The sequence below is a fragment of the Pseudomonas sp. WC2 genome (assembly GCF_050586545.1).
GTDB lineage: Bacteria > Pseudomonadota > Gammaproteobacteria > Pseudomonadales > Pseudomonadaceae > Aquipseudomonas.
Map to the genome: position 1 here is coordinate 14,232 of NZ_JBOBDR010000008.1, position 22,908 is coordinate 37,139.

General features: G+C 60.9%; 18 protein-coding genes and 1 pseudogene. 9 read left to right on the plus strand and 10 right to left on the minus strand.

The genetic code is table 11. The features are described from left to right. Nucleotides 1-33 precede the first annotated feature (33 nt). Nucleotides 34-438, minus strand: a complete 405-nt coding sequence (locus tag ACQ4OE_RS11525) for an META domain-containing protein (protein WP_122592265.1) — start codon at nucleotides 436-438, stop codon at nucleotides 34-36. After that, entirely contained in the window at nucleotides 438-872 is a 435-nt protein-coding gene (locus tag ACQ4OE_RS11530; RefSeq protein WP_430946707.1) for a hypothetical protein, read from the minus strand. Before ACQ4OE_RS11530 ends, ACQ4OE_RS11525 begins: the two co-directional genes overlap by 1 nt. A 133-nt stretch (nucleotides 873-1,005) precedes the next feature. Between ACQ4OE_RS11530 and ACQ4OE_RS11535 the strand changes: the two genes are divergently transcribed. Next, nucleotides 1,006-1,476: a hypothetical protein gene (locus tag ACQ4OE_RS11535; RefSeq protein ID WP_122592263.1), complete on the plus strand. Its 471-nt coding sequence runs from the start codon at nucleotides 1,006-1,008 to the stop codon at nucleotides 1,474-1,476. A 3-nt stretch (nucleotides 1,477-1,479) separates the two neighbouring features. Here ACQ4OE_RS11535 and ACQ4OE_RS11540 read toward each other — a convergent pair whose 3' ends face one another. Together ACQ4OE_RS11540 and ACQ4OE_RS11545 are read right to left on the minus strand one after the other, a co-directional pair. Further along, on the minus strand, nucleotides 1,480-2,469 hold the full coding sequence (locus tag ACQ4OE_RS11540) for a 2-hydroxyacid dehydrogenase (protein WP_122592262.1): 990 nt from the start codon (nucleotides 2,467-2,469) through the stop codon (nucleotides 1,480-1,482). A gap of 83 nt (nucleotides 2,470-2,552) precedes the next feature. Further along, nucleotides 2,553-5,307 (minus strand): annotated as a pseudogene (locus ACQ4OE_RS11545) (response regulator). Nucleotides 5,308-5,527: 220 nt separating this feature from the next. On the opposite strand from ACQ4OE_RS11545, the gene ACQ4OE_RS11550 reads away from it, so the two are divergent. The 7 genes from ACQ4OE_RS11550 (at nucleotide 5,528) to ACQ4OE_RS11580 (ending at nucleotide 14,064) form a co-directional block, all read left to right on the plus strand. Beyond that, nucleotides 5,528-6,250, plus strand: coding sequence for a response regulator transcription factor (locus ACQ4OE_RS11550; RefSeq protein WP_122592261.1), 723 nt, complete (start codon nucleotides 5,528-5,530; stop codon nucleotides 6,248-6,250). Further along, on the plus strand, nucleotides 6,237-7,661 hold the full coding sequence (locus tag ACQ4OE_RS11555) for a histidine kinase sensor domain-containing protein (protein WP_430946708.1): 1,425 nt from the start codon (nucleotides 6,237-6,239) through the stop codon (nucleotides 7,659-7,661). The genes ACQ4OE_RS11550 and ACQ4OE_RS11555 overlap by 14 nt, the downstream gene beginning before the upstream one ends. Before the next feature lie 253 nt (nucleotides 7,662-7,914). Beyond that, on the plus strand, nucleotides 7,915-8,817 hold the full coding sequence (gene cysM, locus ACQ4OE_RS11560; RefSeq protein WP_163005011.1) for a cysteine synthase CysM: 903 nt from the start codon (nucleotides 7,915-7,917) through the stop codon (nucleotides 8,815-8,817). After that, the gene (gene rlmD, locus ACQ4OE_RS11565) at nucleotides 8,817-10,193 is read left to right on the plus strand and encodes a 23S rRNA (uracil(1939)-C(5))-methyltransferase RlmD (protein WP_122592256.1); all 1,377 of its coding nucleotides are present in this window, start codon (nucleotides 8,817-8,819) and stop codon (nucleotides 10,191-10,193) included. The genes cysM and rlmD overlap by 1 nt, the downstream gene beginning before the upstream one ends. 101 nt (nucleotides 10,194-10,294) lie before the next feature. Continuing rightward, a complete protein-coding gene (gene relA / locus ACQ4OE_RS11570; RefSeq protein ID WP_064391594.1) occupies nucleotides 10,295-12,538 on the plus strand; it encodes a GTP diphosphokinase in 2,244 nt (747 codons plus the stop codon). A gap of 124 nt (nucleotides 12,539-12,662) precedes the next feature. Continuing rightward, the gene (mazG, locus tag ACQ4OE_RS11575) at nucleotides 12,663-13,496 is read left to right on the plus strand and encodes a nucleoside triphosphate pyrophosphohydrolase (RefSeq protein ID WP_430946822.1); all 834 of its coding nucleotides are present in this window, start codon (nucleotides 12,663-12,665) and stop codon (nucleotides 13,494-13,496) included. 25 nt (nucleotides 13,497-13,521) lie between these two features. Next, complete coding sequence (locus ACQ4OE_RS11580; RefSeq protein ID WP_053122756.1) at nucleotides 13,522-14,064, plus strand: DUF2058 domain-containing protein; 543 nt, start codon at nucleotides 13,522-13,524, stop codon at nucleotides 14,062-14,064. 70 nt (nucleotides 14,065-14,134) lie between these two features. Here the strand turns inward: ACQ4OE_RS11580 and ACQ4OE_RS11585 are convergent, their stop codons facing one another. The 6 genes from ACQ4OE_RS11585 to ACQ4OE_RS11610 form a co-directional block, all read right to left on the minus strand. Continuing rightward, nucleotides 14,135-14,323 (minus strand): hypothetical protein, encoded by a 189-nt coding sequence (locus tag ACQ4OE_RS11585; RefSeq protein ID WP_007917473.1) that lies wholly within the window; start codon nucleotides 14,321-14,323, stop codon nucleotides 14,135-14,137. A 392-nt stretch (nucleotides 14,324-14,715) separates the two neighbouring features. Continuing rightward, the gene (gene fabB / locus ACQ4OE_RS11590; RefSeq protein WP_007968959.1) at nucleotides 14,716-15,936 is read right to left on the minus strand and encodes a beta-ketoacyl-ACP synthase I; all 1,221 of its coding nucleotides are present in this window, start codon (nucleotides 15,934-15,936) and stop codon (nucleotides 14,716-14,718) included. Nucleotides 15,937-15,947: 11 nt separating this feature from the next. Next, entirely contained in the window at nucleotides 15,948-16,463 is a 516-nt protein-coding gene (gene fabA / locus ACQ4OE_RS11595) for a 3-hydroxyacyl-[acyl-carrier-protein] dehydratase FabA (RefSeq protein ID WP_003172830.1), read from the minus strand. Between the two features lie 247 nt (nucleotides 16,464-16,710). Continuing rightward, complete coding sequence (locus ACQ4OE_RS11600; RefSeq protein WP_430946709.1) at nucleotides 16,711-18,615, minus strand: ATP-binding protein; 1,905 nt, start codon at nucleotides 18,613-18,615, stop codon at nucleotides 16,711-16,713. Then, on the minus strand, nucleotides 18,612-19,544 hold the full coding sequence (locus ACQ4OE_RS11605) for an ABC transporter substrate-binding protein (RefSeq protein WP_430946710.1): 933 nt from the start codon (nucleotides 19,542-19,544) through the stop codon (nucleotides 18,612-18,614). Before ACQ4OE_RS11605 ends, ACQ4OE_RS11600 begins: the two co-directional genes overlap by 4 nt. A gap of 1 nt (nucleotide 19,545) precedes the next feature. Further along, nucleotides 19,546-21,669 (minus strand): TonB-dependent receptor plug domain-containing protein, encoded by a 2,124-nt coding sequence (locus ACQ4OE_RS11610; RefSeq protein WP_430946711.1) that lies wholly within the window; start codon nucleotides 21,667-21,669, stop codon nucleotides 19,546-19,548. Between the two features lie 196 nt (nucleotides 21,670-21,865). Between ACQ4OE_RS11610 and ACQ4OE_RS11615 the strand changes: the two genes are divergently transcribed. Further along, entirely contained in the window at nucleotides 21,866-22,891 is a 1,026-nt protein-coding gene (locus tag ACQ4OE_RS11615) for an NAD(P)H-dependent glycerol-3-phosphate dehydrogenase (protein ID WP_430946712.1), read from the plus strand. Nucleotides 22,892-22,908 lie beyond the last annotated feature (17 nt).

The following is a 22,908-nucleotide window of genomic DNA, read 5'->3' on the forward strand; positions in this document are numbered from 1 at the left end:
TAGGCGCTGCCGAAGGCTGCGATCTTTTGCGGCTTAACCCTCTTCCAGCCACCAGCGCAACGGCTTGCCTTCAGCCGGCCACAAGCGCATCTGCTCGATCGGCGAGATGTCCCAGCGCTCGACATGCTCCAGCGCCTGCAGGAAACGCTGCTCCTGCTCCATCAACGCCGGGGCGCAGAGCTTGCGGGTCTTGCCGATCTTGCCGAAGGTGATCTTGTCGCCTTCGAGGGTGTACGGCGCGAACCAATGGTTGCAGCCACCGTTGCCATAGGCACGGCCATCATCGCCAAGCGTGATGGTCAGGTGACTGTAATCCATCAACGGGCGTTCGCCGATCCACTCCAGAATGTAGCTGCGGTTCTGTTGCAGTTGCACAGGTTCTGCGGCACAGCCCACCAGGCCAGCGCCGACCAGAGCGGTCAGGGCAAGGCGTTTCATCATGCCGGCTCCTGGCATTTCGGGCACAGGTGCTTGTCGCCAACGGCTTTCCAGCCCAGCTCGGCAATGCGCGCGGTGGCGGCCGGTTTTTCCGCGGCCTTGCCCAGTTTGGCGTCGACCGCGAATTCGAAACTCAGCGCTTTGGCGCAGCTGTCGCAGTTGACCTGCCAGGTGTGGATGGCCAGTTCGCCGAACACCGGGCCTGTGGTCATCGCGGTCCATTGGCCCGGCGGGTTGATCAGGTGGCGGACGGTTTCGACGGTCAGTCGCATGGACAAGTCCTTGCTGCCTTTGAGGGTGACCAACAGGGCGTCACCGACGCGAATCGAACCACCGTTGCCGGTGACCTGATAGCGGCCCGGCACCAGGGCGCGGCATTCGGTGAGGGTGTGTTGCGGGTTCATCAGGGTGTAGCGGAAATCGTGTTCGACCATGGGTCCTCCAAATATGCGCGACATGCTAGCACGGCCTCGATTGCAGAATGATGCGCGCGTGCGACCTTCGATCCGGTTCAAATCGACGGGCGCTCATGGCAAACTGCCGCCCTCGACTCTGAAGGAACGGAACATGGCGCTGATTGAATGTTATGAATGCAAGCGGAGCATTAGCTCGGAAGCCACGGCGTGCATTCATTGCGGGGCTCCGATGGCGGAGCAGCCCGCTCACACCCAAGCGCAGCCCGTTGCGGCACCCGTCCAGGCGTCGACGATTTCATTCGGCAGCCTGCCGCGCAACAAGGCGGTTCCCGAAGCCGTAGCCCTGCCGCCGACGCCTGAACCGTTGCCCAAAGTCATCCCGGCAGCGGCGGGGCGGCGGCGTCGTCAGCAGACTGAATCGCCGGGTCAACCGACGGCTCAGCCGCAGATCAATGCCGACGGCAGCCGCCCGGTAGAAGGCTGGCTGAAGATCATGGTGTTTCTGCTGCCGATGGTGTTTGTCTGGTTCCTGCTGCGCAACGGGCATTCGGCGAAACAGCGCTTGTTCGGCTTCGGCTGGCTGGCGCTGCTGATTCTGGCCTCGTCGCTCTCGCCAAAATAAGCTTTAACCTTCGACCTGGTTTTGCGGCGCACCGGCCGCCCAGGTCGCGATGTTGTGCAGGGTGGTCGCGGCAATCGCGCCCAGTGCTTCACGGGTCAGAAAGGCCTGGTGCGCGGTGATGATCACGTTAGGAAAGGTCAGCAATCGCGCCAGCACATCGTCCTGCAACGGCAGGTCGGAGCGATCTTCGAAAAATATCTGCGCCTCTTCTTCATACACGTCCAGCCCCAGATAACCGAGTTGCCCGTCCTTCAAGGCGTCGATCAGCGCCGGCGTGTCGACCAGACCGCCACGCCCGGTATTGATCAGCATCGCGCCGGGCTGCATGTGCGCCAGTGAATCGCGGTTGATCAAATGTTTGCTCTGCGCGTTGAGCGGACAGTGCAGGCTGATGATGCGCGACTGCGCGAGCAATTCCGGCAGGCTCAGGTAGCGCGCGCCCAAGGCCAGCACTTCGGGATTCGGATAGGGATCGTAAGCCAGCAACTCGCAGCCAAAACCGCGCATGATTTTCGCGAACGTCGCGCCGATCTGCCCGGTGCCGACGATGCCGACGGTCTTGCCAACCAGGTCGAAACCGGTCAGACCGTGCAGGCTGAAATCGCCTTCGCGGGTGCGGTTGTAGGCACGGTGCAGACGCCTATTGAGGGCGAGGATCAGTGCCACGGCATGTTCGGCCACGGCGTGTGGCGAGTAGGCCGGCACGCGCACGACGGTCAGCCCCAAGCGTTTCGCCACGGCCAGATCGACATGGTTGTAGCCGGCCGAACGCAGGGCAATCAGGCGTGTGCCGCCAGCGGCCAGACGTTCCAGCACCGGCGCGCCGAGATCGTCATTGATGAAGGCGCAGACCACTTCGTGGCCGTCGGCCAATGCGGCGGTGTCGAGACTTAACCGCGCTGGCTGGAAGTGCAGGTCGATTCCGGCCGGGCAATCGACACCGAGAAAACTGTCGCGGTCGTAGGTCTGGCTGCTGAAAATGAGCGTGCGCATGAAATCCTCCTGGAGCAATGACGCGGGCGCAAATGACCCGCGACAAGCTTAGCGGTCTTGAGCGTTCGCGACATTGCCTTGGATCAGGCGCTGATCTTCGCCTGAGCGGCCAGTCGATGGATCGCCCGCTCCAGGTCATCAAGGGCCATCAGCGCTTTCGGGTCATTCTGTTTGAGCAGGGTTTCACTGCGCTGACACGCCGCGCGCAATTGCGGCACGCCACAGTAGCGGGTCGCGCCGTGCAGGCGATGGACGCGCTCAAGCAGCGCATTCTGGTCATGGCTGTCACGGGCGGCACGAATGGCTTCGCGATCGGCTTCCAGTGAAGCGAGCAGCATCGCCAGCATGTCCGCCGCAAGATCGGCTTTGCCGGCGGCCAGACGCAAACCTTCCTCATGGTCGAGCACCGGCAGTTCATGGCTGACGCCCGTCTGCTCGCTACTGCGTTCCGGGCCTTGATTGCGCAGGGCGAGTCCGGTCCATTTCAATACGACTTGAGCCAATTGCCGCTCGCTGATCGGTTTGGTCAGGTAGTCGTCCATGCCGCTTTGCAGCAGGGCGCGCTTTTCGTTGGCCATGGCGTGCGCAGTGAGGGCGACGATCGGCAGCGGCGTGCAATGCCGTTCGCTTTCCCACTGGCGGATGGTTTCGGTGCTCTGGCGACCGTCCATGCCGGGCATTTGCACATCCATCAGCACCAGATCGAAGGATTCGGTCTGCACCGCTTTGACCGCCGCGTAACCACTCTCGACGGCGAGCACCTTGGCGCCCATGTCTTCGAGCAGGGTTTGCACCAGCAACAGGTTGGCCGGGTTGTCGTCGACGCAGAGCACTTTCGGCGCGCGACTCGCCAACTGTTCTCCCGGCTCGTTGCGCAGCTGGCGCGGGTTGGCCAGATCGGAGAGGGCGCGGCGCAATTTGCGCGTGCAGGCCGGTTTCGCCTGCAACTGGCTGTGCGGGTTCGGTACAGACAGATGGAACAGCGTCTGTTCCGTGGTCGGGCACAGCACCAGCACTTTGCAGCCGAGGTGTTCGAGGTCCCAGATGTGCTGGTTCAAACGCTCGGGGAGCATGTCATTGCTGGTGATGCCGAGCACCGCCAGATCGATTGCCTGATCCGTCTGGTGGGCGCCGGTCACGCCATTAGTCAGGCTCTCAAGGGTGTTGAAGGTGGTGACGTCGAGTCCGCAGTCTTCGAGTTGATGCTGCAACGCTTGACGGGCCAATTCATGGTTTTCCAGCACTGCCACGCGGCGTCCGAGCAACGGCGCGGCCGGCAGGTCTTCGGCGTCGTCGCGGGTTTTCGGCAGGCTCAGGCTGATCCAGAACTCCGAACCTTCGCCCGGTGTGCTGTCGACGCCGATTTCGCCGCCCATCTGTTCGATCAGACGCTTGGAAATCACCAGCCCCAGACCGGTGCCGCCCGGTTGCCGGGACAGCGAGTTGTCGGCCTGACTGAAGGCTTGGAACAACGCGCGCACGTCCTGACTCGACAGGCCGATCCCGGTGTCCTGAATACTGATGCGCAGTTGCACGCTGTCTTCGTGTTCTTCTTCAAGCATCGCCCGGGCAACGATGGTGCCTTCGCGGGTGAACTTGATCGCGTTGCTGACCAGGTTGGTCAGAATCTGCTTGAGCCGCAGCGGGTCGCCGACCAGCGACAGCGGGGTGTCGCGATAGACCAGACTGACCAGCTCAAGCTGTTTGGCGTGGGCGGCGGGCGCCAGAATAGTCAGCGTGTCTTGCAGCAAATCGCGCAGGTTGAACGGAATGTGGTCGAGCACCAGTTTGCCGGCCTCGATCTTCGAGAAGTCGAGGATCTCGTTGATGATGCCCAACAGGCTGTCGGCGGACTTTTCGATGGTGCCCAGATAGTCGAGCTGGCGCGGGGTCAGTTCGCTTTTCTGCAACAAGTGCGTGAAGCCGAGAATGCCGTTGAGCGGCGTGCGGATTTCATGGCTCATGTTGGCGAGGAATTCGGATTTGATCCGGCTGGCTTCCAGCGCCTCTTTGCGCGCCAGATCCAGTTCGATGTTCTGGATCTCGATGGTTTCCAGGTTCTGCCGGACGTCTTCGGTGGCCTGATCGACGCTGTGCTGCAGTTCCTCGCGGGCGTTTTGCAGGGTGCCGGCCATGCGGTTGATGCCCGACGCCAGTTCATCCAGTTCCTGACTGCCGAGCGGCGGCAGACGGGTTTCGAGGTGGCCGTCCTTGAGTTGCGCGACGGCCTGTTTGATCTGGCTCAGCGGCCGGTTGATCGTGCGGCCCATGCGCAACGCCAGCAGCGCCGCCCCGGCCAGACCGGCGGCAATCAACAGCAGGCTGGCAAACAGACTGCGATAACCGCGCAGCAGCATACCGTTGTGCGACAGCTCCAGCTCGACCCAGCCGAGCAGGCGTTCGGACTCTTCCGGGATCAGTTCGCCGGCCAGATTACGGTGCTTGCCGAAGACCGGCATCAGGTAGCGGGTGGCGTCGTTGCCACTGCGTCGTTGCAGGTGCGCGCTGTCACCGCTTGGCGCCTGATTGAGCATGGTCGGGCCGGCGTGGGCCAGGGGGTGAGCGGTCGGGCGCGAGGAACGTCACCGCACGCACGTCCGGTTGTTCCAGGGATTGGGTGGCGATGCGTTCGAGCAGATCACTGTCGCCATGGCCCATGGCGGGGGCCACCAAGGGCGCCAGTTGCTCGGCAATCATTTCGCCGCGCTGCATCAATTGGCTCTGCAGGTCGGACTGCTGCGTCCAGGTGAAATAGCCACCCAGCACCAGCGCCATCAGGCTGGTCGGCAACAAGGTCAGCAACAACACTCGACCTTTGATTCCCAGTTTCTTGAGCACGCCTTTCTCCTGCATCCCGCTGATCTGTTGACTCATGCGTGCATCCGGCACGCGACATGGGCGCAGTGTAGCGATTTGCTCGCGGGCAATCTCCGGAAAAATGCACGCGCAATGAGTCTGATGGGCGGGTGCGCGTTGGTCGGCTGGCTCAACCTTGAGTTGCCCACTGTCCGACAATCTTGAATAATCGCGCCCAACTGAGAATTACTTGCAGATACTCATGACTCCTGTTCCCGTTGGCCCGCCACGCATTCTATCCATCGAGGACGATCCGGTCCTCGGTGCCTATGTCCACGAGCATCTGGGCCGCAGCGGTTTTCAGGTGACCTGGTGCCAGAACGGTCAGGAAGGTCTGAGCATCGCCAGGCGCCAGCCGTTCGACGTGGTGCTGATGGACATTCTGTTGCCGGGCCTGGACGGCTTGAACGTGCTGACCCAGTTGCGCCAGAGCCATTCGACGCCGGTGTTGCTGATGTCCGCCCTTGGCGCCGAAGCCGACCGTATCAGCGGCTTCCGCCTGGGCGCCGATGACTATTTGCCCAAACCCTTCAGCATGGCCGAGCTGCATGTGCGCATCGAAGCGATTCTGCGCCGGGTGGCGCTGGATCGGCGCCCGGCGGCGCTTGCCGTGCCAGTGGCGACGGGCACGCTGCGCTTCGACGATGAGCAGTGCGAGGTGTTCTTTCGCGAACAACCTGCCGGGCTGACCCGCAGCGAATTCCGTCTGCTGGAAACTCTCAATCGCAACGACGAGGAAGTGCTGAGCAAAGCCTTCCTTTATCAGCATGTGTTGCAGCGCGGCTACGCGGCCCACGACCGCAGCCTCGACATGCACATCAGCCAGATTCGCCGCAAACTCAAAGCCATCGGCTATACCGAACGCGAGGTGCGCACGGTGTGGGGCAAGGGTTACGTGTTGAGTGCCGCCGATGAAACGCTCTGAACTGCCGGGGCGGCATTCGCTGTTCTGGAAACTGGCGTGCCTGCTGGTCGCGTTCTGCCTGCTGATGATCTGGCTGAGCTGGTCGTGGGGCCGCTACATGGAGGAGCGCAATCAGTTTCTCTCCGATGAGGCGCGCAGCACCCTGAGCCGATATGCGTCGCAAGCCGAGCAAGCGTGGCAGCGCGGCGGTCGTCGCGGGGTCGATGACTGGTTGCAGAGCATGGAATTGCGCGAAGCCAGTTGGGTCGGTGTGATCGGCGGCAATCTGCAGTCGCTGAGCAATGAGCCGCTGAACGATCAGGAGCTCCAGCACATGACGTTCCTGCGCGGGCTCGACTGGCCGATTCACAAAACAGGCCGACCATGGCTGCGCATTCCTTTTCCTCAAGAGCCCGCCGCCGGCAGTCTGGTGATTGAATTGCCCGAGCGCTTCGTGCCGGGGAAATACAGGCTGTTCTGGCGGGTCATCACCAACGGGGTGATTCCCGGTCTGTTCACTTTATTGCTCTGCGTCGGCCTGTATCGGTTGCTGGTGGTGCCGCTGAACAACCTGCGTGAACAGGCCAACGCCTGGCGCGCCGATCAATTGAATGTGCGGCTGTCGAGCGGCATCACCCAGCGCCCGGACGAACTCGGCGAACTGGCCCGCGCGTTCGACTCGATGTCCGAGCGGCTGCAAACCACCGTCGCCCTGCAACAACAGTTGCTGCGTGATCTGTCCCACGAACTGCGCACGCCATTGAGCCGCTTGCGCGTCGCCAGTGAAAGCGAACAAAGTCTGCTGCAGTTGCGCGAGCGCATCGGTCGCGAAGTCGACGGTATGCAAAGACTGGTCGAAGACACCCTGCAACTGGCCTGGCTCGACACCGACCGCACGCCGCTGCCCGACGAGGCGATCCAGATTCAGGCCCTGTGGGAAATGCTCACGGATAACGCCTGTTATGAAAGCGGCTGGCCGAGTTTGCAATTGCAGTGTTCGGTCGAAGCGTCATGCTGGGTGCGTGGCAACCTGAATACGCTGGCGCAGGCACTGGAGAACATTTTGCGCAACGCCATTCGGCATTCGCCGGAGGGCGGGATCGTGCGACTGGATGGACGGCGCGATGGCGATTTCTGGCATCTGTGGCTGGAAGATCAGGGCGGCGGCGTAGCGGAAGGGGATCTGGAACGGATCTTCTCACCGTTCACCCGGCTCGACGGGTCGCGGCCCGGTGATGGCGGTTTTGGCTTGGGGCTGAGCATTGCGCGCAATGCCGTGCAGCGTCAGGGCGGAAGGATTTGGGCGGAGAATGCCGGGGCGGGGTTGCGGTTGAATTTGCGGTTGCTGGCTGAGGGTGATGTTGCGCCGACTGACGCCTTCGCGAGCAGGCTCGCTCCCACATTGGATCTCGGTTCGCCGCAGATTGTGTGAACAACAGTTAATAGTGTCATCACCGCTGACACTATTCTGCGAATGACACTACTCCCGGTGGGAGCGAGCCTGCTCGCGAAGAGTCTCTGTGCGTCATCACCAATGAAAATGGCTCCCCACAAAAGTCGCACCACTGGCGCGACTTTTAATCGCTTATTCCCATAAACCATAAGCACCGCACTTTGCGTGATATGGCCTGCGCAGGTTTGCCGGTATGATAGGCGCCCCCGCACGTCTGGATTGCGAATACGCCATGACCCTGCAGTACCCAACCATCGCCGATTGCGTCGGCAACACTCCGCTGGTGCGTTTGCAGCGCCTGCCCGGTGAAACGAGCAACACCCTATTGCTCAAGCTCGAAGGGAATAACCCGGCGGGTTCGGTCAAGGATCGTCCGGCGCTGTCGATGATCACCCGTGCCGAATTGCGCGGGCAGATCCACGCCGGCGATACGCTGATCGAAGCGACCTCGGGTAACACCGGGATCGCGCTGGCCATGGCGGCTGCGATCAAGGGTTACAAGATGATCCTGATCATGCCCGACAACTCCAGCGCCGAGCGCAAAGCGGCGATGACCGCTTACGGTGCCGAGCTGATTCTGGTCAGCCAGGAAGAAGGCATGGAAGGCGCGCGCGATCTGGCGCAGCGTATGGAAGCCGAAGGCCGTGGCAAGGTGCTCGATCAGTTCGCCAACGGCGACAATCCTGAAGCGCACTACACCACCACCGGCCCGGAAATCTGGCGCCAGACCCAGGGCAGCATCACCCACTTCGTCAGTTCGATGGGCACCACCGGTACCATCATGGGCGTGTCGCGTTATTTGAAAGAGCAGAGCGACAGCGTGCAGATCGTCGGTTTGCAGCCGATGGAAGGCTCGGCCATTCCGGGCATCCGCCGCTGGCCGCAGGAATACCTGCCGAAGATTTATCAGGCTGACCGCGTTGATCGCATCGTCGACATGGCGCAAAGCGAGGCCGAGGACGTCACCCGTCGTCTGGCCCGCGAAGAAGGCATCTTCTGCGGCGTGTCCTCGGGCGGTGCGGTCGCAGCGATGCTGCGCCTGTCCAAAGAAGTTGAAAACGCGGTGATCGTCGCGATCATCTGCGACCGTGGCGACCGTTACCTGTCGACCGGCATTTTCGACGCGCCCAACTGATGGCCAAGCACGAGAGAGGCCTGCGCTTCCAGCCCACGGGCGGAAGCAAGGCCCCGCAAATCCCGACCGGCAAAAAGCAGCGCTTGAGCATCGAGCGCCTGGCCAATGACGGTCGCGGCATCGCGTTTTTCGAAGGCAAAACCTGGTTCGTCCTCGGCGCCCTTGCCGGTGAGGAGGTCGAAGCGCGGGTGCTCGGCGCCCACGGCAAAGTGGTCGAGGCGCGCACCGAGCGCGTGTTCAAGGCCAGCGAATTGCGTCGCCCGGCACCGTGTCAGCATGCCGGCCGCTGTGGCGGTTGCAGCGTGCAGCATTTGTCCCATGACGAACAACTCGCCCTGAAACAGCGCATGCTCGCCGAGCAATTGTCGCGCGTTGCTGGTGTCGAACCTGAGGAATGGGCAGCACCGCTGACCGGCCCCGAATTCGGCTATCGCCGTCGCGCCCGGATTGCGGTGCGCTGGGACATGAAGGCGAAGAAACTCGAAGTGGGTTTCCGCGCTGCCGGCAGTCAGGACATCGTCGCGATCAGCGAATGCCCGGTGCTGGTACAGCCCTTGCAACCGATCATGACCCGTTTGCCGGAGATGCTCCGTCGTTTGAGCAAACCGCAGGCGTTGGGTCATGTCGAATTGTTCAGTGGCTCGTCACTGGCGGTGTTGCTGCGGCACATGGCGCCGTTGTCCGAAGCGGATCTGAGCATTCTCAAGGACTTCTGCCAGTTCCATGAAGCGCAACTCTGGCTGCATGGCGAAGGCGAGCCGCAACCGGTCGATGCGACCCAGTCGTTGGGCTATCGTCTGGAACAGTGGGATCTGAATTTGGCGTACCGGCCCGGCGACTTTATCCAGGTCAATGCCGGCGTCAACGAGGCAATGGTGGCGCAGGCGCTGGACTGGCTGAAACCGGGGCGCGACGAGCGCGTGCTGGATCTGTTCTGCGGTCTGGGCAACTTCGCCTTGCCGCTGGCCAAAGCCGTGCGCGAAGTGGTGGCGGTGGAAGGCGTGCAGACTATGGTCGATCGCGCGGAAGCCAACGCCGCCAGTAACAATTTGCATAACACAAAGTTTTTTCAAGCCGATTTATCCCAGCCTTTGAGCCATGCTCAGTGGGTCGGAAATGGTTTTTCTGCGGTACTCTTGGACCCACCCCGTGACGGTGCTTTCGAGGTGGTACGCAAGCTGGCGACCCTGGGCGCGAAACGGTTGGTGTATGTGTCGTGCAACCCGGCAACGCTGGCGCGCGACACGGTGGAATTGATCAAGCAGGGCTACCGGTTAAAACGTGCCGGGATTCTCGATATGTTTCCTCAGACGGCACATGTCGAGGCCATGGCGTTATTTGAAGCGAGCCAGGATGGCTCGTCTGAATCCGCCTGACCTGTCCGCGCAGCGCTCGCATTAGCCCCGCGAGCGCAAACGGGCAGCAGAGGTCAGCGATTTGACGCATTGAATCTGCGTCGTAGGGAAGGTAAAGCAAGATGGTACAGGTGAGAGCACACCAGCCGATCAACACTGACGGCAGTATCAATCTCGAGGCTTGGCTCGATCACGCGGTCAGTGTCGATCTGGCACTGGATCGCGAAGCCTTGAAAGAAGCCTGCGAGTTCGCTCGCGAGGCCGAACAACAGTCCAATGCCAAGAAGAATCTGTGGGCCGAAGGCTCCGGCAGTTTCAGTACTGGTTTGGAGATCGCCGAGATTCTCGCCGACCTCAAGCTCGATCAGGATTCGCTGGTCGCGGCGGTCCTGTATCGCGGCGTACGTGAAGGCCAGATCGAACTCGCGGCTATCGGCCAGCGCTTCGGCCCGGTGGTGGCCAAGCTGATCGACGGCGTGCAGCGCATGGCCGCGATCAGCGCCAGCCTCAGCCCGCGTCAGTCGATGGTCATGGGCACGCAAGGGCAGGTGGAAAACCTGCGCAAAATGCTCGTGGCGATGGTCGACGACGTGCGTGTTGCGCTGATCAAACTGGCCGAGCGTACCTGCGCCATCCGTGCGGTGAAAACCGCCGACGATGAAAAGCGTAACCGGGTCGCCCGCGAAGTCTTCGACATTTATGCGCCGCTCGCGCACCGCCTCGGCATCGGTCATATCAAATGGGAACTGGAGGACTTGTCCTTCCGTTATCTCGAGCCGGATCAATACAAGCAGATCGCCAAGTTGCTCCACGAGCGACGGCTGGATCGCGAGCGTTTCATCGCTGATGTGATGACCCAGCTCAAGGACGAATTGCAGGCCACCGGCGTCGACGCTGACATCAGCGGCCGGGCCAAACACATCTATTCGATCTGGCGCAAAATGCAGCGCAAGGGTCTGGAGTTCAGCCAGATCTACGACGTGCGTGCGGTGCGCGTGCTGGTGCCGGAAATGCGCGACTGCTACACCGCGCTCGGTATCGTCCACACCTTGTGGCGGCACATCCCGAAAGAATTCGACGACTACATCGCCAACCCTAAAGAGAACGGCTACCGCTCGCTGCACACCGCGGTGATTGGCCCGGAAGGCAAGGTTCTCGAAGTGCAGATCCGTACGCACTCGATGCACGAGGAAGCCGAGCTCGGCGTCTGCGCGCACTGGCGCTACAAGGGCACCGACGTCAAATCCGGCTCAAACCATTACGAAGAGAAAATCTCCTGGCTGCGTCAGGTGCTCGAGTGGCACGAAGAGCTGGGCGATATCGGCGGTCTGGCTGAACAGTTGCGCGTCGATATCGAGCCTGATCGGGTTTACATCTTCACCCCCGACGGTCACGCCATCGACTTGCCGAAAGGCGCGACGCCGCTGGACTTCGCTTACCGCGTGCACACCGAGATCGGCCACAACTGCCGTGGCGCCAAGATCAACGGGCGCATCGTGCCGCTCAACTACAGCCTGCAGACCGGTGAGCAGGTCGAGATCATCACCAGCAAGCACGGCACGCCGAGCCGCGACTGGCTGAACTCCAACCTCGGTTACGTCACCACCTCGCGGGCGCGGGCGAAGATCGTTCACTGGTTCAAATTGCAGGCGCGCGACCAGAACGTTGCGGCCGGTAAAACCCTGATCGAGCGCGAACTGACGCGCCTCGGTCTGCCAGCGGTGGATTTCGACAAGCTGGCCGACAAGGCCAACATGAAAACCGCGGAAGACATGTTCGCCGCCCTCGGTGCCGGCGACTTGCGCCTGGCGCAACTGGTCAACCTGGCGCAGCAACTGGTCGAGCCGGAACGCGGTAACGAGCAACTGGAGCTGATTCCGCGCAAAGCCACCGGCTACAAACCGGGCAAGCGCGGCGACATTCAGATTCAGGGCGTCGGCAACCTGATGACGCAGATGGCCGGCTGCTGCCAGCCGCTGCCGGGCGATGCAATCGTCGGTTACATCACTCAGGGCCGTGGCGTGAGCATTCACCGTCAGGACTGCGCCTCGGTGCTGCAACTGGGCGGGCGCGAGCCTGAGCGGATCATCCAGGTCAGCTGGGGCCCGGTGCCGGTGCTCACCTATCCGGTGGACATCATCATCCGCGCCTACGATCGCTCCGGTCTGCTGCGTGACGTTTCGCAAGTGCTGCTCAACGAGCGGATCAACGTGCTGGCGGTCAACACCCGCTCGAACAAGGAAGACAACACCGCGTTGATGTCCCTGACCATCGAGATCCCGGGTCTGGATGCGCTGGGGCGGTTGCTGGGACGGATTTCCCAGTTGCCGAACATCATCGAAACGCGGCGTAACCGTACTCCGTGATGTGGTTTCTCTGTGGGAGCGAGCCTGCTCGCGAAGAGGGCGTGTCAGTCGACAACATTGTTGCAGACACACCGCTTTCGCGAGCAGGCTCGCTCCCACAAGGTTTTGTGTTGAGAGATAAATGATGTACAGCCTTGAAGACCTGCTCCACCTGATGAACCGTCTGCGTGATCCGCAGTTCGGTTGCCCGTGGGACATCAAGCAAACCTACGCGACCATCGTTCCGCACACCCTCGAAGAAGCCTACGAAGTGGCCGATGCCATCGAGCGTGGCGACTTCGATCATTTGCAGGGCGAGCTCGGCGATCTGTTGTTTCAGGTCGTCTATTACAGCCAGCTCGCGAAGGAAGAAGGGCGCTTCGAATTCGCCGGGGTGATCGACAGCATCACCCGCAAACTGATCCGTCGTCATCCCCATGTGTTTCCAACGGGCGATCTGTACGCACCGCTCGACGTGCCGCGCTTGAGCGAAGAGCAGGTCAAGCAACGCTGGGAAGAGATCAAGGCCGAAGAACGCGCCGAGCACTCCGCTGCGCCCGAACAACTGTCCCTGCTTGATGACGTGCCGGCCACGCTGCCGGCACTGTCGCGCTCAGCCAAGCTGCAGAAGCGTGCAGGGCAGGTCGGTTTCGACTGGCCGGAGGCCTTGCCGGTGTTCGACAAAGTCCGCGAAGAGCTCGATGAAGTGCTCGAAGCCATGTCGGAAAACGATCCCGTGGCTGTGGCGGACGAGATCGGCGACCTGCTGTTTTCCGTGGTCAATCTGGCCCGGCATCTGAAGGTCGATCCGGAAACCGCACTGCGTGGCGCCAACGGCAAGTTTGAAAGACGTTTCCGATTTATCGAACAGGCATTGCGCGACACCCACCGTCCCATAGAAGATTGCACCCTCGAAGAGTTGGACGCCCTGTGGGGTGAAGCCAAACGTCAGGAAAAGAATGCGCCCAGCTGCGGCTGAGCAACTGCCCAAGTGAGTAAGCCCCATGAGTATTTCCCTTCGCGACCAGTTGCTCAAAGCAGGCCTGGTCAACCAAAAGCAGGCCAAACAGGTCGGCAAGGACAAGCAGAAGCAGCAGCGTCTGGCCCACAAAGGCCAGATCGAACTGGATGACTCGCAACAGCGCGCCGCTCAGGAAGCCAAGGCCGAGAAGGTCAAGCGCGATCAGGAGCTGAACCGCCAACAGCAGGAGAAAGTTGAAGCCAAGGCGCGTGCCGCTCAGGTCAAGCAACTGATCGAAGTCTCCCGTCTGCCGAAGCTGACCACCGAGGACTACTACAACTTCGTTGACGACAAGAAGGTCAAGCGCATCTCGGTCAACACGCTGATGCGCAACAAGCTCAGCAGCGGTTCGCTGGCGATCGTGCACCATGCCGGTGGTTACGAAGTGATTCCCCGTGAAGCGGCCCTGAAGATCCAGGAGCGCGACCCGCAGCGCATCGTGCAGCTCAACGTGCAGACCGAAGAAGTCAGCACCGAAGACGATCCGTATGCGGCCTACCAGATCCCTGATGATCTGATGTGGTAAATCGATAAAGCTGCAACAACGACAAACCCCGCTCATGGCGGGGTTTGTCGTTTTCAATGCTGTGGTTGAATCAGGCGGATTTCAGATCCCGTTGCTGCTCTTGCACTTCGAGTTCGGCCTTGTAGTTGTGGGCATCGATCTCGTTGTGAAACATGCCGACCAGCAAGTCTTGTTGATGCACGTCCCAGATGCGGATACCGGCGGCTACGCCTTCGTGGGACATGTGTGAATCGTCGCGTTCAGTTACTTTTACAGTCATCTGCTAGCTCCAAATCTCAAGTTATCTGCAGCAAGGCGTGTGCAGGACTCTTTTATATGATTGGTTAGCTTGCTAAGTAAACGGCTTATTTGTGCAAGGTGTTGTTGCGTTTTATGCAACAGTGCTGCAGCCCGCTGAATCCGCGACATTCGGTCGCAGGGGGCAAAGTTTCATGACAGAAGTTTCATCTCCAGACGCTGGGCAAGTCCACTGTGGGAGCGAGCCTGCTCGCGAATTCGGTGGGTCAGACGATGATAAGGTGACTGAAATATCGCATTCGCGAGCAGGCTCGCTCCCACAGGGGTTAGCGGTGTAAGTGCCATTTTCTGCAGACGAAAAAAAACGCCCCGAACCAGTCGGGGCGTTTTCATGTGTGGCTCAAGCGGGGAGAATTACTTGCCTTCCCAGCGCTTCAGTACCAGCGTGGCGTTGGTGCCGCCGAAGCCGAAGCTGTTGCTCATCACGGTGTTGATGGTGGCGTTTTCGCGGGTCTTGGTCAGCACCGGCAGATCGGCCACTTCAGGGTCCAGCTCGTCGATGTTGGCGGAACCGGCAATGAAGTTGCCTTCCATCATCAGCATGCAGTAGATCGCTTCGTGAACGCCGGCGGCGCCCAGGGAGTGACCGGACAGGCTCTTGGTCGAGCTGATCGCTGGAGCCTTGTCGCCGAACACTTCACGCACACCTTTCATTTCCGCGACGTCGCCGACCGGAGTCGAAGTGCCGTGGGTGTTCAGGTAGTCGATCGGGGTGTCGACGGTGGACATCGCCATCTGCATGCAGCGGATCGCGCCTTCGCCACTTGGGGCAACCATGTCGTAGCCGTCGGACGTTGCGCCGTAGCCAACGATTTCGGCGTAGATCTTGGCGCCACGGGCCAAAGCGTGTTCCAGCTCTTCAACCACGACCATGCCGCCACCGCCAGCGATGACGAAACCGTCACGGTCAGCGTCGTAGGCACGGGAAGCTTGTTCCGGCGTGTCGTTACGCTTGCTGGACAGAGCACCCATGGCGTCGAACAGGAACGACTGGCTCCAGTGCTCTTCTTCACCGCCACCGGCGAAAACGATGTCCTGCTTGCCCATCTGGATCTGTTCCATGGCGGTACCGATGCAGTGAGCACTGGTGGCGCAGGCAGAAGCGATGGAGTAGTTCAGGCCTTTGATCTTGAACGGCGTGGCCAGGCAAGCGGAAACGGTGCTGCTCATGGTCCGCGTTACACGGTATGGGCCAACGCGCTTCACGCCTTTCTCGCGCAGGATGTCCAGCGCTTCCATCTGGTTCAGCGTGGAAGCACCGCCGGAACCGGCGATCAGGCCAGTGCGCGGGTTGGACACTTGCTCTTCGGTCAGGCCGGAGTCAGTGATCGCGTCTTTCATGGCCAGGTAGGCGTATGCCGCTGCGTGGCCGACGAAGCGATAGATCTTGCGATCGATCAGCTCTTCAAGGTTGAGGTCGATGGAGCCGGAAACCTGGCTACGCAGACCCATTTCGGCATATTCCGGGTTGAACCGGATGCCAGGGCGGCTTGCACGCAGGTTAGCGGAGACGGTCTCTTTGTCATTGCCCAGGCACGAAACAATGCCCAGACCAGTGATAACGACGCGGCGCATGCGAATAACCCTTAGAAGTTGTCAGTGGAGGTGAACACGCCGACGCGAAGGCCTTCGGCGGTGTAGATTTCGCGACCGTCAACAGACACCGAACCGTCGGCAATGGCCAGGTTCAACTTGCCCTTGAGGACGCGCTTGATTTGAATGTTGTAGGTGACTTTCTTGGCGGTCGGCAGAACCTGACCGAAGAATTTCACTTCGCCCGAACCCAGCGCACGGCCACGGCCCGGCAGACCTTGCCAACCCAGGAAGAAGCCGACCAATTGCCACATGGCGTCCAGACCCAGGCAGCCCGGCATCACCGGATCGCCTTCGAAGTGGCATGCGAAGAACCACAGGTCAGGGTTGATATCCAGTTCGGCGACCAATTCACCTTTGCCGTACTTGCCACCTTCTTCGCTGATATGGGTGATGCGATCCACCATCAGCATGTTCGGGGCGGGCAGTTGCGCGTTACCTGGGCCGAACAGCTCACCGCGACTGCAGCGCAGCAGATCTTCCCGAGTAAAGGCGTTTTGTTTGGTCATGCGAGCTCCTCAATAATCCCATGCGGCAGGTGGGGCAAATCTTCCCGACCGTTCGAAGCGTTCATGCCTCGAACCGGCAGCCTACTCATAGACTATTGCGTTGTGGTGAAAGTCACAGCACCAAGGACATGAATGTACACTTGTGCACTGAAATTTTTAATCAAGCCCCTTTTGAGGCCCGTTCGGGTGCCTAAGACTGCCGCACTTTCGCTTTTCACGCCAGTCGCAGATGGTCGAAAAGCCGTCACTACTGCACCCAGCGCTGCAGAATCTGCTGTAGGTCATTGCGTTTGAACGGCTTGGCCAGATAATCGTTCATGCCGGCGGCCAGACAGGTTTCGCGGTCGCCCTGCAAGGCATTGGCGGTCAGCGCGATGATCGGTATGTCCGTACGTCCGGGCAGACGGCGGATCTGCCGGGTCGCTTCGTAACCGTCGATAATCGGCAAGCGGCAATCCATCAAAATCACTTCGAACGCGCCGTCCTCGGCACTGCGCACTGCTTGCGCGCCATCGGTGGCCACACTGACAGTAAAGCCCAGACTGCGCAGCATCGCTTCGATCACAGTCTGGTTGACCGGATTGTCTTCGACCAGCAAGACGTTACGCCCTCCGCCATGGCCGTTGCCACTGAGTGCCCGTGGCGCGGCCAGTGGCGGCAACGCCTGCTTATAAAGTGCCAACGGAATTTCCAGGGTGAACACCGAGCCGCGACCTTCTTCGCTTTGCGCGCGCAGTGTGCCGCCCATGCGTTCAGCGAGCGTGCGGGCGATCGGCAAACCGAGGCCGGTGCCACCGTAACGCCGCGAAATCGAACTGTCGGCCTGCTGGAATGCGTTGAACATCAATTCCAGGCTCTCGGACGAAATACCGATGCCGCTGTCGCGCACCGAGCAGGTGAACCATAGCAGTTCGTGATCCAGCGACTGCCACTGCGCCTCGATGCTGACCCGGCCCTGTTCGGTGAACTTCAACGCGTTGCCGACCAGATTGACCAGAATCTGCCGGATCCGCGTCGGATCGCCCTGTACCTGCAAACTGCGCATGTCGTCGGGGATACGCAGGTTCAGCGCCAGCCCGCGTTGCACGGCGCTGTGCTGGAACGACTGCGCGCAGGCACCGATCAGCTCGGCGAGATTGAACGGGATGTGTTCCAGCTCCAGTTCCGAACGCTCGATGCGCGAGAAGTCGAGAATGTCGTTGATGACTTTCAACAGGTGCTCGGTGGATTCCGAGGCGAGGGCGGCGTACTCGACCTGCTCCTCGGTCATCTCGGTGGTTTCCAGCAATTGCAGCATGCCCAGCACACCGTTCATGGGCGTGCGCAATTCATGGCTCATCATCGCGAGGAAATCGGATTTGGCGTTGTTGGCCTTTTCCGCTTCTTCACGGGTCTGGATCAGTTGCGCCATGGCCTGATGCTGCTCGCGGCTGGCCTGCTCCAGTGCCTGGGCGAGATTGTTGATGTGCTGCGACAACGCGCCCAGTTCGGTGTCATCGACGATCGGCAGCGGGGTCTTATAGTCGCCGTCCTGAATCGCCTTCACCGCATCGCCGATATCGCGGATCGGCTGCGACAGGCTGCCGGCCAGACGCCGCGCCAATACAAAGGTGAAGAGCAGGGCGAACAGCGCGAGGATCCCGGCCTTGAGCAGAATTTCCTGCTGGCGTTGACTGAACGCGTCGTTGGACAGACCGACGATCACCCGTCCCAGATAATCCTCGCTGGCGCCGCTGTTACTGCCTTTGCCATCCTGAAAAAAATCGTTGTGCAGGGCGATGCGCTGCAGTCGCACCGGTGCCTGAAAAACCTCCACCTGATGCGGGCGATTGTGGATGGCTGCCGGTTGTTCGACGTAGACCAGAATCCGGTTGGCGCTGTCCTGCACCTCCAGAAAGCGCACGTTGGGCGTGGCCAGCGTGGCTTTGAGCAGGCTCTCCAGCACTTCGTTGTTGCCGGAAATCACCCCGTACTCGGTGGCAGGCGCCAGTTGGTTGGCGATCAGTTGGCCGGTGTGGTTCAGCTCCTGACGCAAATCCTGGATGCGCACAAAGGTGAAGAAGCTGATCAGCAACAACGTCAGCAACAGTGCCGGGCCCAAGCTGATCAGCTGGGTGCGGGTGTTGATGTCCCAACGGCGACGAAAACTCATGGGCGGCGTTCTCCTTCGGCCAGCTCGCTGGCGACAGAGGCTTCATTCAAGGGTTCGATGCCTAATGAACGAGCGACTTGCGCATTACTTGAAACTTTAAAGTGTGCGGGATAGAGCGTTCGCGGCCAGGTGGCCGTGGGCTGGTCGAGCAAATGATCGAGGATCGTCAGCCAGTCGCTCTGGTCGCTGTAGGTGCTGGCCAGACTGCCGGCGCGGACGAAGGCAATGTTCGGTCCGATCAACGCCACCTGCCGCGAATAACTGCTGAGCAGCAGGTTTTTCGCGGTCTTCGGGTTGTATAAATCGGGATCGTCGAGGCCGAGCAAGACATCGCTGTTTTTCAGCACCGCTTGCAGGGGGCGGCTGTCTTGCGTGTTGTCCCAACGCTGGGTGACGATTTCCAGATTCAGCGGCTGCGCGGCCTGGTGCAGCTCTTTGAGCAGAAATTCGCTGTGCTGATCGAACAGCACGCCGATGCGACGGGCCTGCGGCAAAATTCGCCGGATCAATTGCAATTGCCGGCTCAGCGGCGGATCGCTCCACAGCAGACTCAGGCGCGTCGGTTGAACATCACCCAAACGCTGCCGTGCTTGTAGTCGACTGATGCGCAGCACCAGCGTCGCCGGGCCTTGAGAATCCTGCAGGCGCCAGTCGAGGGCCGGTAAATCCAGCAGGATCAGACGCAGGTTGGCCGGCAGTTTGCCCGGCGCCGGCAGACTCGCCAGCGGCTGGAAACGCACGGTATCGGTCGGGCGCAATTCGCTGAGGGCTTGAACGAACGCCTGCACGCCGGGGCTTTCCTCGGCGCCGGTGAGCAGAATGTCGGCGGCCTGTACCGCGACGCCATGCAGCCATGCGGTCAAGAACAGACAGACCCCGGCCAGCCAGTGGCCAAGGGTTGGTATCTTCCGTGATTGCCCGTAACGCATCCTAAAACTCCAGCTCGGCGCTGAAGTACATCACCCGGCGTTCGTCGTAATTGTTGTCGACGAAGGTGGTCGGCTCATGGTCGAGACGCTGTTGCAGCACCCCGGCCAGTTGCAACTGGGCTTTGCCCAACGGGATACGTTTGGCGATGCGCGTGTCGACCCGTTCGAAGCGGTAGCCATTGAGCGCGTTGTCGCCGTAATAGAAGAGGGCGCTGTTCCAGCCATGGCCCCAATCGCGCAGCCATCCGGCCGAACCGCTGTTGCGCGAGGTGAACTGCTGATCCAGTGGATTGCTCGCTTCAGCGTCGACGAAGGCGTAAGTGAAGCGCAAGCGATCGGCGAGGCTCACGCGCCAGTCGAGTTGGGTTTCCGTGCCGCGAAAGCGTGAGCTGTTAGCGTTACTGGCGATGTACTGATTGTTGCGCAGCGGCTCACTGATCATCCCGGTGATTTCGTCATAGAACAGCTTTACATCGACGGCCAGACCCAGCTCGGCGAAATAGCCGTTGTAGCCCAACTCCCGCGAGCGCATGTGTTCCTGATCGAGATCGCCGGGGCCTCGGGTCTTGACGAAGTAACGCGCCGAAGACTGCCCATAAGCCGAGGGCCGCAGGTTGCTGACCTGATAGCTCCAGTTGACGTTGTTCTCGAACATGTCCGGCGAACGGATCGCTTCCGAGTACACCGCGCGCAGGCCGTGACGCGGGTTGATCAGATAATTGACGGCAAAGCGCGGGGTCAGCGAACTGCCGATCAGTTGCGTGTCTTCGAACATCGCCCCGCCCTGTAACAGCCAGTGTTCGGTGGCGCGCCATTCCAATTGGCCGAAGGCGCGCCATGTGGTGTCGTCCAGCGTGCCGTTGAAATAGGTCTCGGAGTCGGCGCGGTCGTAACGATAGTTCATGCCGCTGACCAGACGCAGGCTGTCGGACAGACTGAGGGTGTCTTGCAGTTCGAGGTCGTAGCGCGATTCCCGGGCGCTCTGGTCGATGTCGCCGCACAAGGTCTGGCTGGCACCGTTGCGCCACTGATCGAGCACTCGATTGGCCAAGGCCATTTCCTGCGGTGTGCCCGGTGCTGCGCCGGGGCCGGTGAACTGGGTGATGTTGCGTGCCAGGCGTTCGGTGTAATTCGGGTTGAGCTGCCACAGTTGCGTCAACTCGGGGCTGAACGACACTTCGGCATCACAGGCGCGCCACACTTGCTGGCGATCCCAGTGCTGCGCTGAACCTTGTACATAAAGGCTGTGATCGGGATTGATGTCGAGATTCCAGCGCAGCGAGCCGGCGTAATCCTTGGCCACTACGTCGGAATTGTTACCAGCATCGGTAATCCCGGAGAACACCGGGCGGTAGGTGTAGGGCCGCTGATTGCTGCCGTCCTTCGCGTTGAGCTGCCAGTCGAGGCTCTGGTCGTCGTTGAGGCTATGGCTGACGGCGAGGTTGAAACGGGTCAAGCGGCGGCTGTCGCGGTAGTCGGCGCCGCTGCGATCGCTGTCGAAGCCATCGTCTTCCTGGCCGGACAGCGACAAACGCAGATCGCCGCCATCCCAGACAGTGCCCTGGCTGGCATAAAAATCATTGATGCCGCGCTGACCACGGGTGTATTTCAGCCGCGTACCGTGGCTGTCCGCCGGGTGGCGAGTGATGATGTTGATCACCGCCATCAGCGCATTGGCGCCGTAGCTGACAGTGTTCGGCCCGCGAAAGACTTCGATGCGCTCGATGTCTTCCATCGCCACGGGGATATCGCTCCAGTCCACCGTCGCCAGACCCGCGCGATACACCGAGCGGCCGTCGATCAGCACCTGCATGCGTCGCGCTTCGGTGGCATTGGTGCCGTGGTAATTGACCGCCGCCTGATTGCCATTGATGTTGCCGACCATCATGCCCGGCACCAGCCGCAGCAGTTCGCTGATGTCGCGGGCGCCGCTGGCGTGGATCAATTCGCTGTCGAGTACGGTCATGCTTCCCGGCACTTCCGCCGGGGTTTGTTTCAGGCGCGTGGCCGTCAGCACCTGCGGCAGCGTTTCGCTGTCGACAAACAGGTCATCCGCCAGTAACGCCGGGCTGAACAGCAGCGCCAGCAATAATGACGAACGCGGTGAGGGAGGGCCAAAAAGCACAACGCAGCCTATAGAGAAAAGAATTGGCGCGCATGTTAACCGAGGGCAGCGACTTTTCCAGTCACGTTGCAGGCATTTTCCTAGGTTTTATTGGTCTTCTTCCTACAAGTGTCGGTAATTGTTGCGGGGGCTGGCCGCGACCGGGTCGCCCCGTATAATGCCGCCATCGCCACTGGTATGGATTAACGGATTGCATATGACTGAACAGCGCCCGATTGCGGTCCTGGGAGGCGGAAGTTTTGGTACCGCCGTGGCCAATCTTTTGGCCGAGAACGGCCATCAAGTCCTGCAGTGGATGCGAGACCCCGAGCAGGCTGAAGCCATCCGGGTCAATCGCGAAAACCCGCGTTACCTCAAAGGCATCAAGATTCTGCCGGGCGTGACTGCCGTCACCGACCTGCAAGCAACCCTCGACGCCTGTGATTTGTGCTTTGTCGCGCTGCCGTCCAGCGCGTTGCGCACGGTGCTCGCCGCCCACGCCGAGCGCCTGAGCGGCAAGATGCTGGTCAGCCTGACCAAAGGCATCGAAGCGCACACCTTCAAGCTGATGAGCCAGATCCTCGAAGAGATCGCGCCGAATGCGCGCATCGGCGTGCTCTCCGGGCCGAACCTGGCACGCGAGATCGCCGAGCACGCGCTGACCGCCACGGTGGTCGCCAGCGAAGACGAAGAACTCTGCAAAGCCGTGCAAGCCGCATTACACGGTCGCACCTTCCGCGTGTACGCCAGCGCCGACCGTTTCGGCGTCGAGTTGGGCGGGGCGTTGAAAAACGTGTACGCGATCATCGCCGGCATGGCGGTGGCCCTGGAAATGGGCGAGAACACCAAAAGCATGCTGATCACCCGTGCGCTGGCCGAGATGACTCGCTTTGCGGTGAATCAGGGCGCCAACCCAATGACCTTCCTCGGTCTGGCTGGCGTCGGTGATTTGATCGTCACCTGTTCGTCGCCGAAGAGCCGCAACTATCAGGTCGGTTTCGCCCTCGGTCAGGGCCTGAGCCTCGACGAAGCAGTGTCGCGCCTCGGTGAAGTCGCTGAGGGCGTGAATACGCTGAAAGTGCTCAAAGCCAAATCCCAAGAAGTCGGCGTGTACATGCCGCTGGTCGCCGGGCTGCACGCGATCCTGTTTGAGGGACGCACGCTGGAGCAGGTGATTGGTCTACTGATGCGAGCCGAGCCGAAAACCGACGTCGACTTTATTTCCACCAGTGGTTTCAACTGAGACCCCAGCACGGAGCA

Bases quoted from the DNA above. Each gene is read 5' to 3' on its own strand.
- fabB (WP_007968959.1), bottom strand. From the start codon at position 15,936: ATGCGCCGCGTCGTTATCACTGGTCTGGGCATTGTTTCGTGCCTGGGC.
- ACQ4OE_RS11580 (WP_053122756.1), top strand. From the start codon at position 13,522: ATGAGTATTTCCCTTCGCGACCAGTTGCTCAAAGCAGGCCTGGTCAAC.
- relA (WP_064391594.1), top strand. From the start codon at position 10,295: ATGGTACAGGTGAGAGCACACCAGCCGATCAACACTGACGGCAGTATC.
- ACQ4OE_RS11555 (WP_430946708.1), top strand. From the start codon at position 6,237: ATGAAACGCTCTGAACTGCCGGGGCGGCATTCGCTGTTCTGGAAACTG.
- ACQ4OE_RS11525 (WP_122592265.1), bottom strand. From the start codon at position 438: ATGAAACGCCTTGCCCTGACCGCTCTGGTCGGCGCTGGCCTGGTGGGC.
- ACQ4OE_RS11615 (WP_430946712.1), top strand. From the start codon at position 21,866: ATGACTGAACAGCGCCCGATTGCGGTCCTGGGAGGCGGAAGTTTTGGT.
- ACQ4OE_RS11585 (WP_007917473.1), bottom strand. From the start codon at position 14,323: ATGACTGTAAAAGTAACTGAACGCGACGATTCACACATGTCCCACGAA.
- fabA (WP_003172830.1), bottom strand. From the start codon at position 16,463: ATGACCAAACAAAACGCCTTTACTCGGGAAGATCTGCTGCGCTGCAGT.
- ACQ4OE_RS11535 (WP_122592263.1), top strand. From the start codon at position 1,006: ATGGCGCTGATTGAATGTTATGAATGCAAGCGGAGCATTAGCTCGGAA.
- ACQ4OE_RS11530 (WP_430946707.1), bottom strand. From the start codon at position 872: ATGGTCGAACACGATTTCCGCTACACCCTGATGAACCCGCAACACACC.
- ACQ4OE_RS11600 (WP_430946709.1), bottom strand. From the start codon at position 18,615: ATGAGTTTTCGTCGCCGTTGGGACATCAACACCCGCACCCAGCTGATC.
- mazG (WP_430946822.1), top strand. From the start codon at position 12,663: ATGTACAGCCTTGAAGACCTGCTCCACCTGATGAACCGTCTGCGTGAT.
- cysM (WP_163005011.1), top strand. From the start codon at position 7,915: ATGACCCTGCAGTACCCAACCATCGCCGATTGCGTCGGCAACACTCCG.
- ACQ4OE_RS11605 (WP_430946710.1), bottom strand. From the start codon at position 19,544: ATGCGTTACGGGCAATCACGGAAGATACCAACCCTTGGCCACTGGCTG.
- rlmD (WP_122592256.1), top strand. From the start codon at position 8,817: ATGGCCAAGCACGAGAGAGGCCTGCGCTTCCAGCCCACGGGCGGAAGC.
- ACQ4OE_RS11550 (WP_122592261.1), top strand. From the start codon at position 5,528: ATGACTCCTGTTCCCGTTGGCCCGCCACGCATTCTATCCATCGAGGAC.
- ACQ4OE_RS11540 (WP_122592262.1), bottom strand. From the start codon at position 2,469: ATGCGCACGCTCATTTTCAGCAGCCAGACCTACGACCGCGACAGTTTT.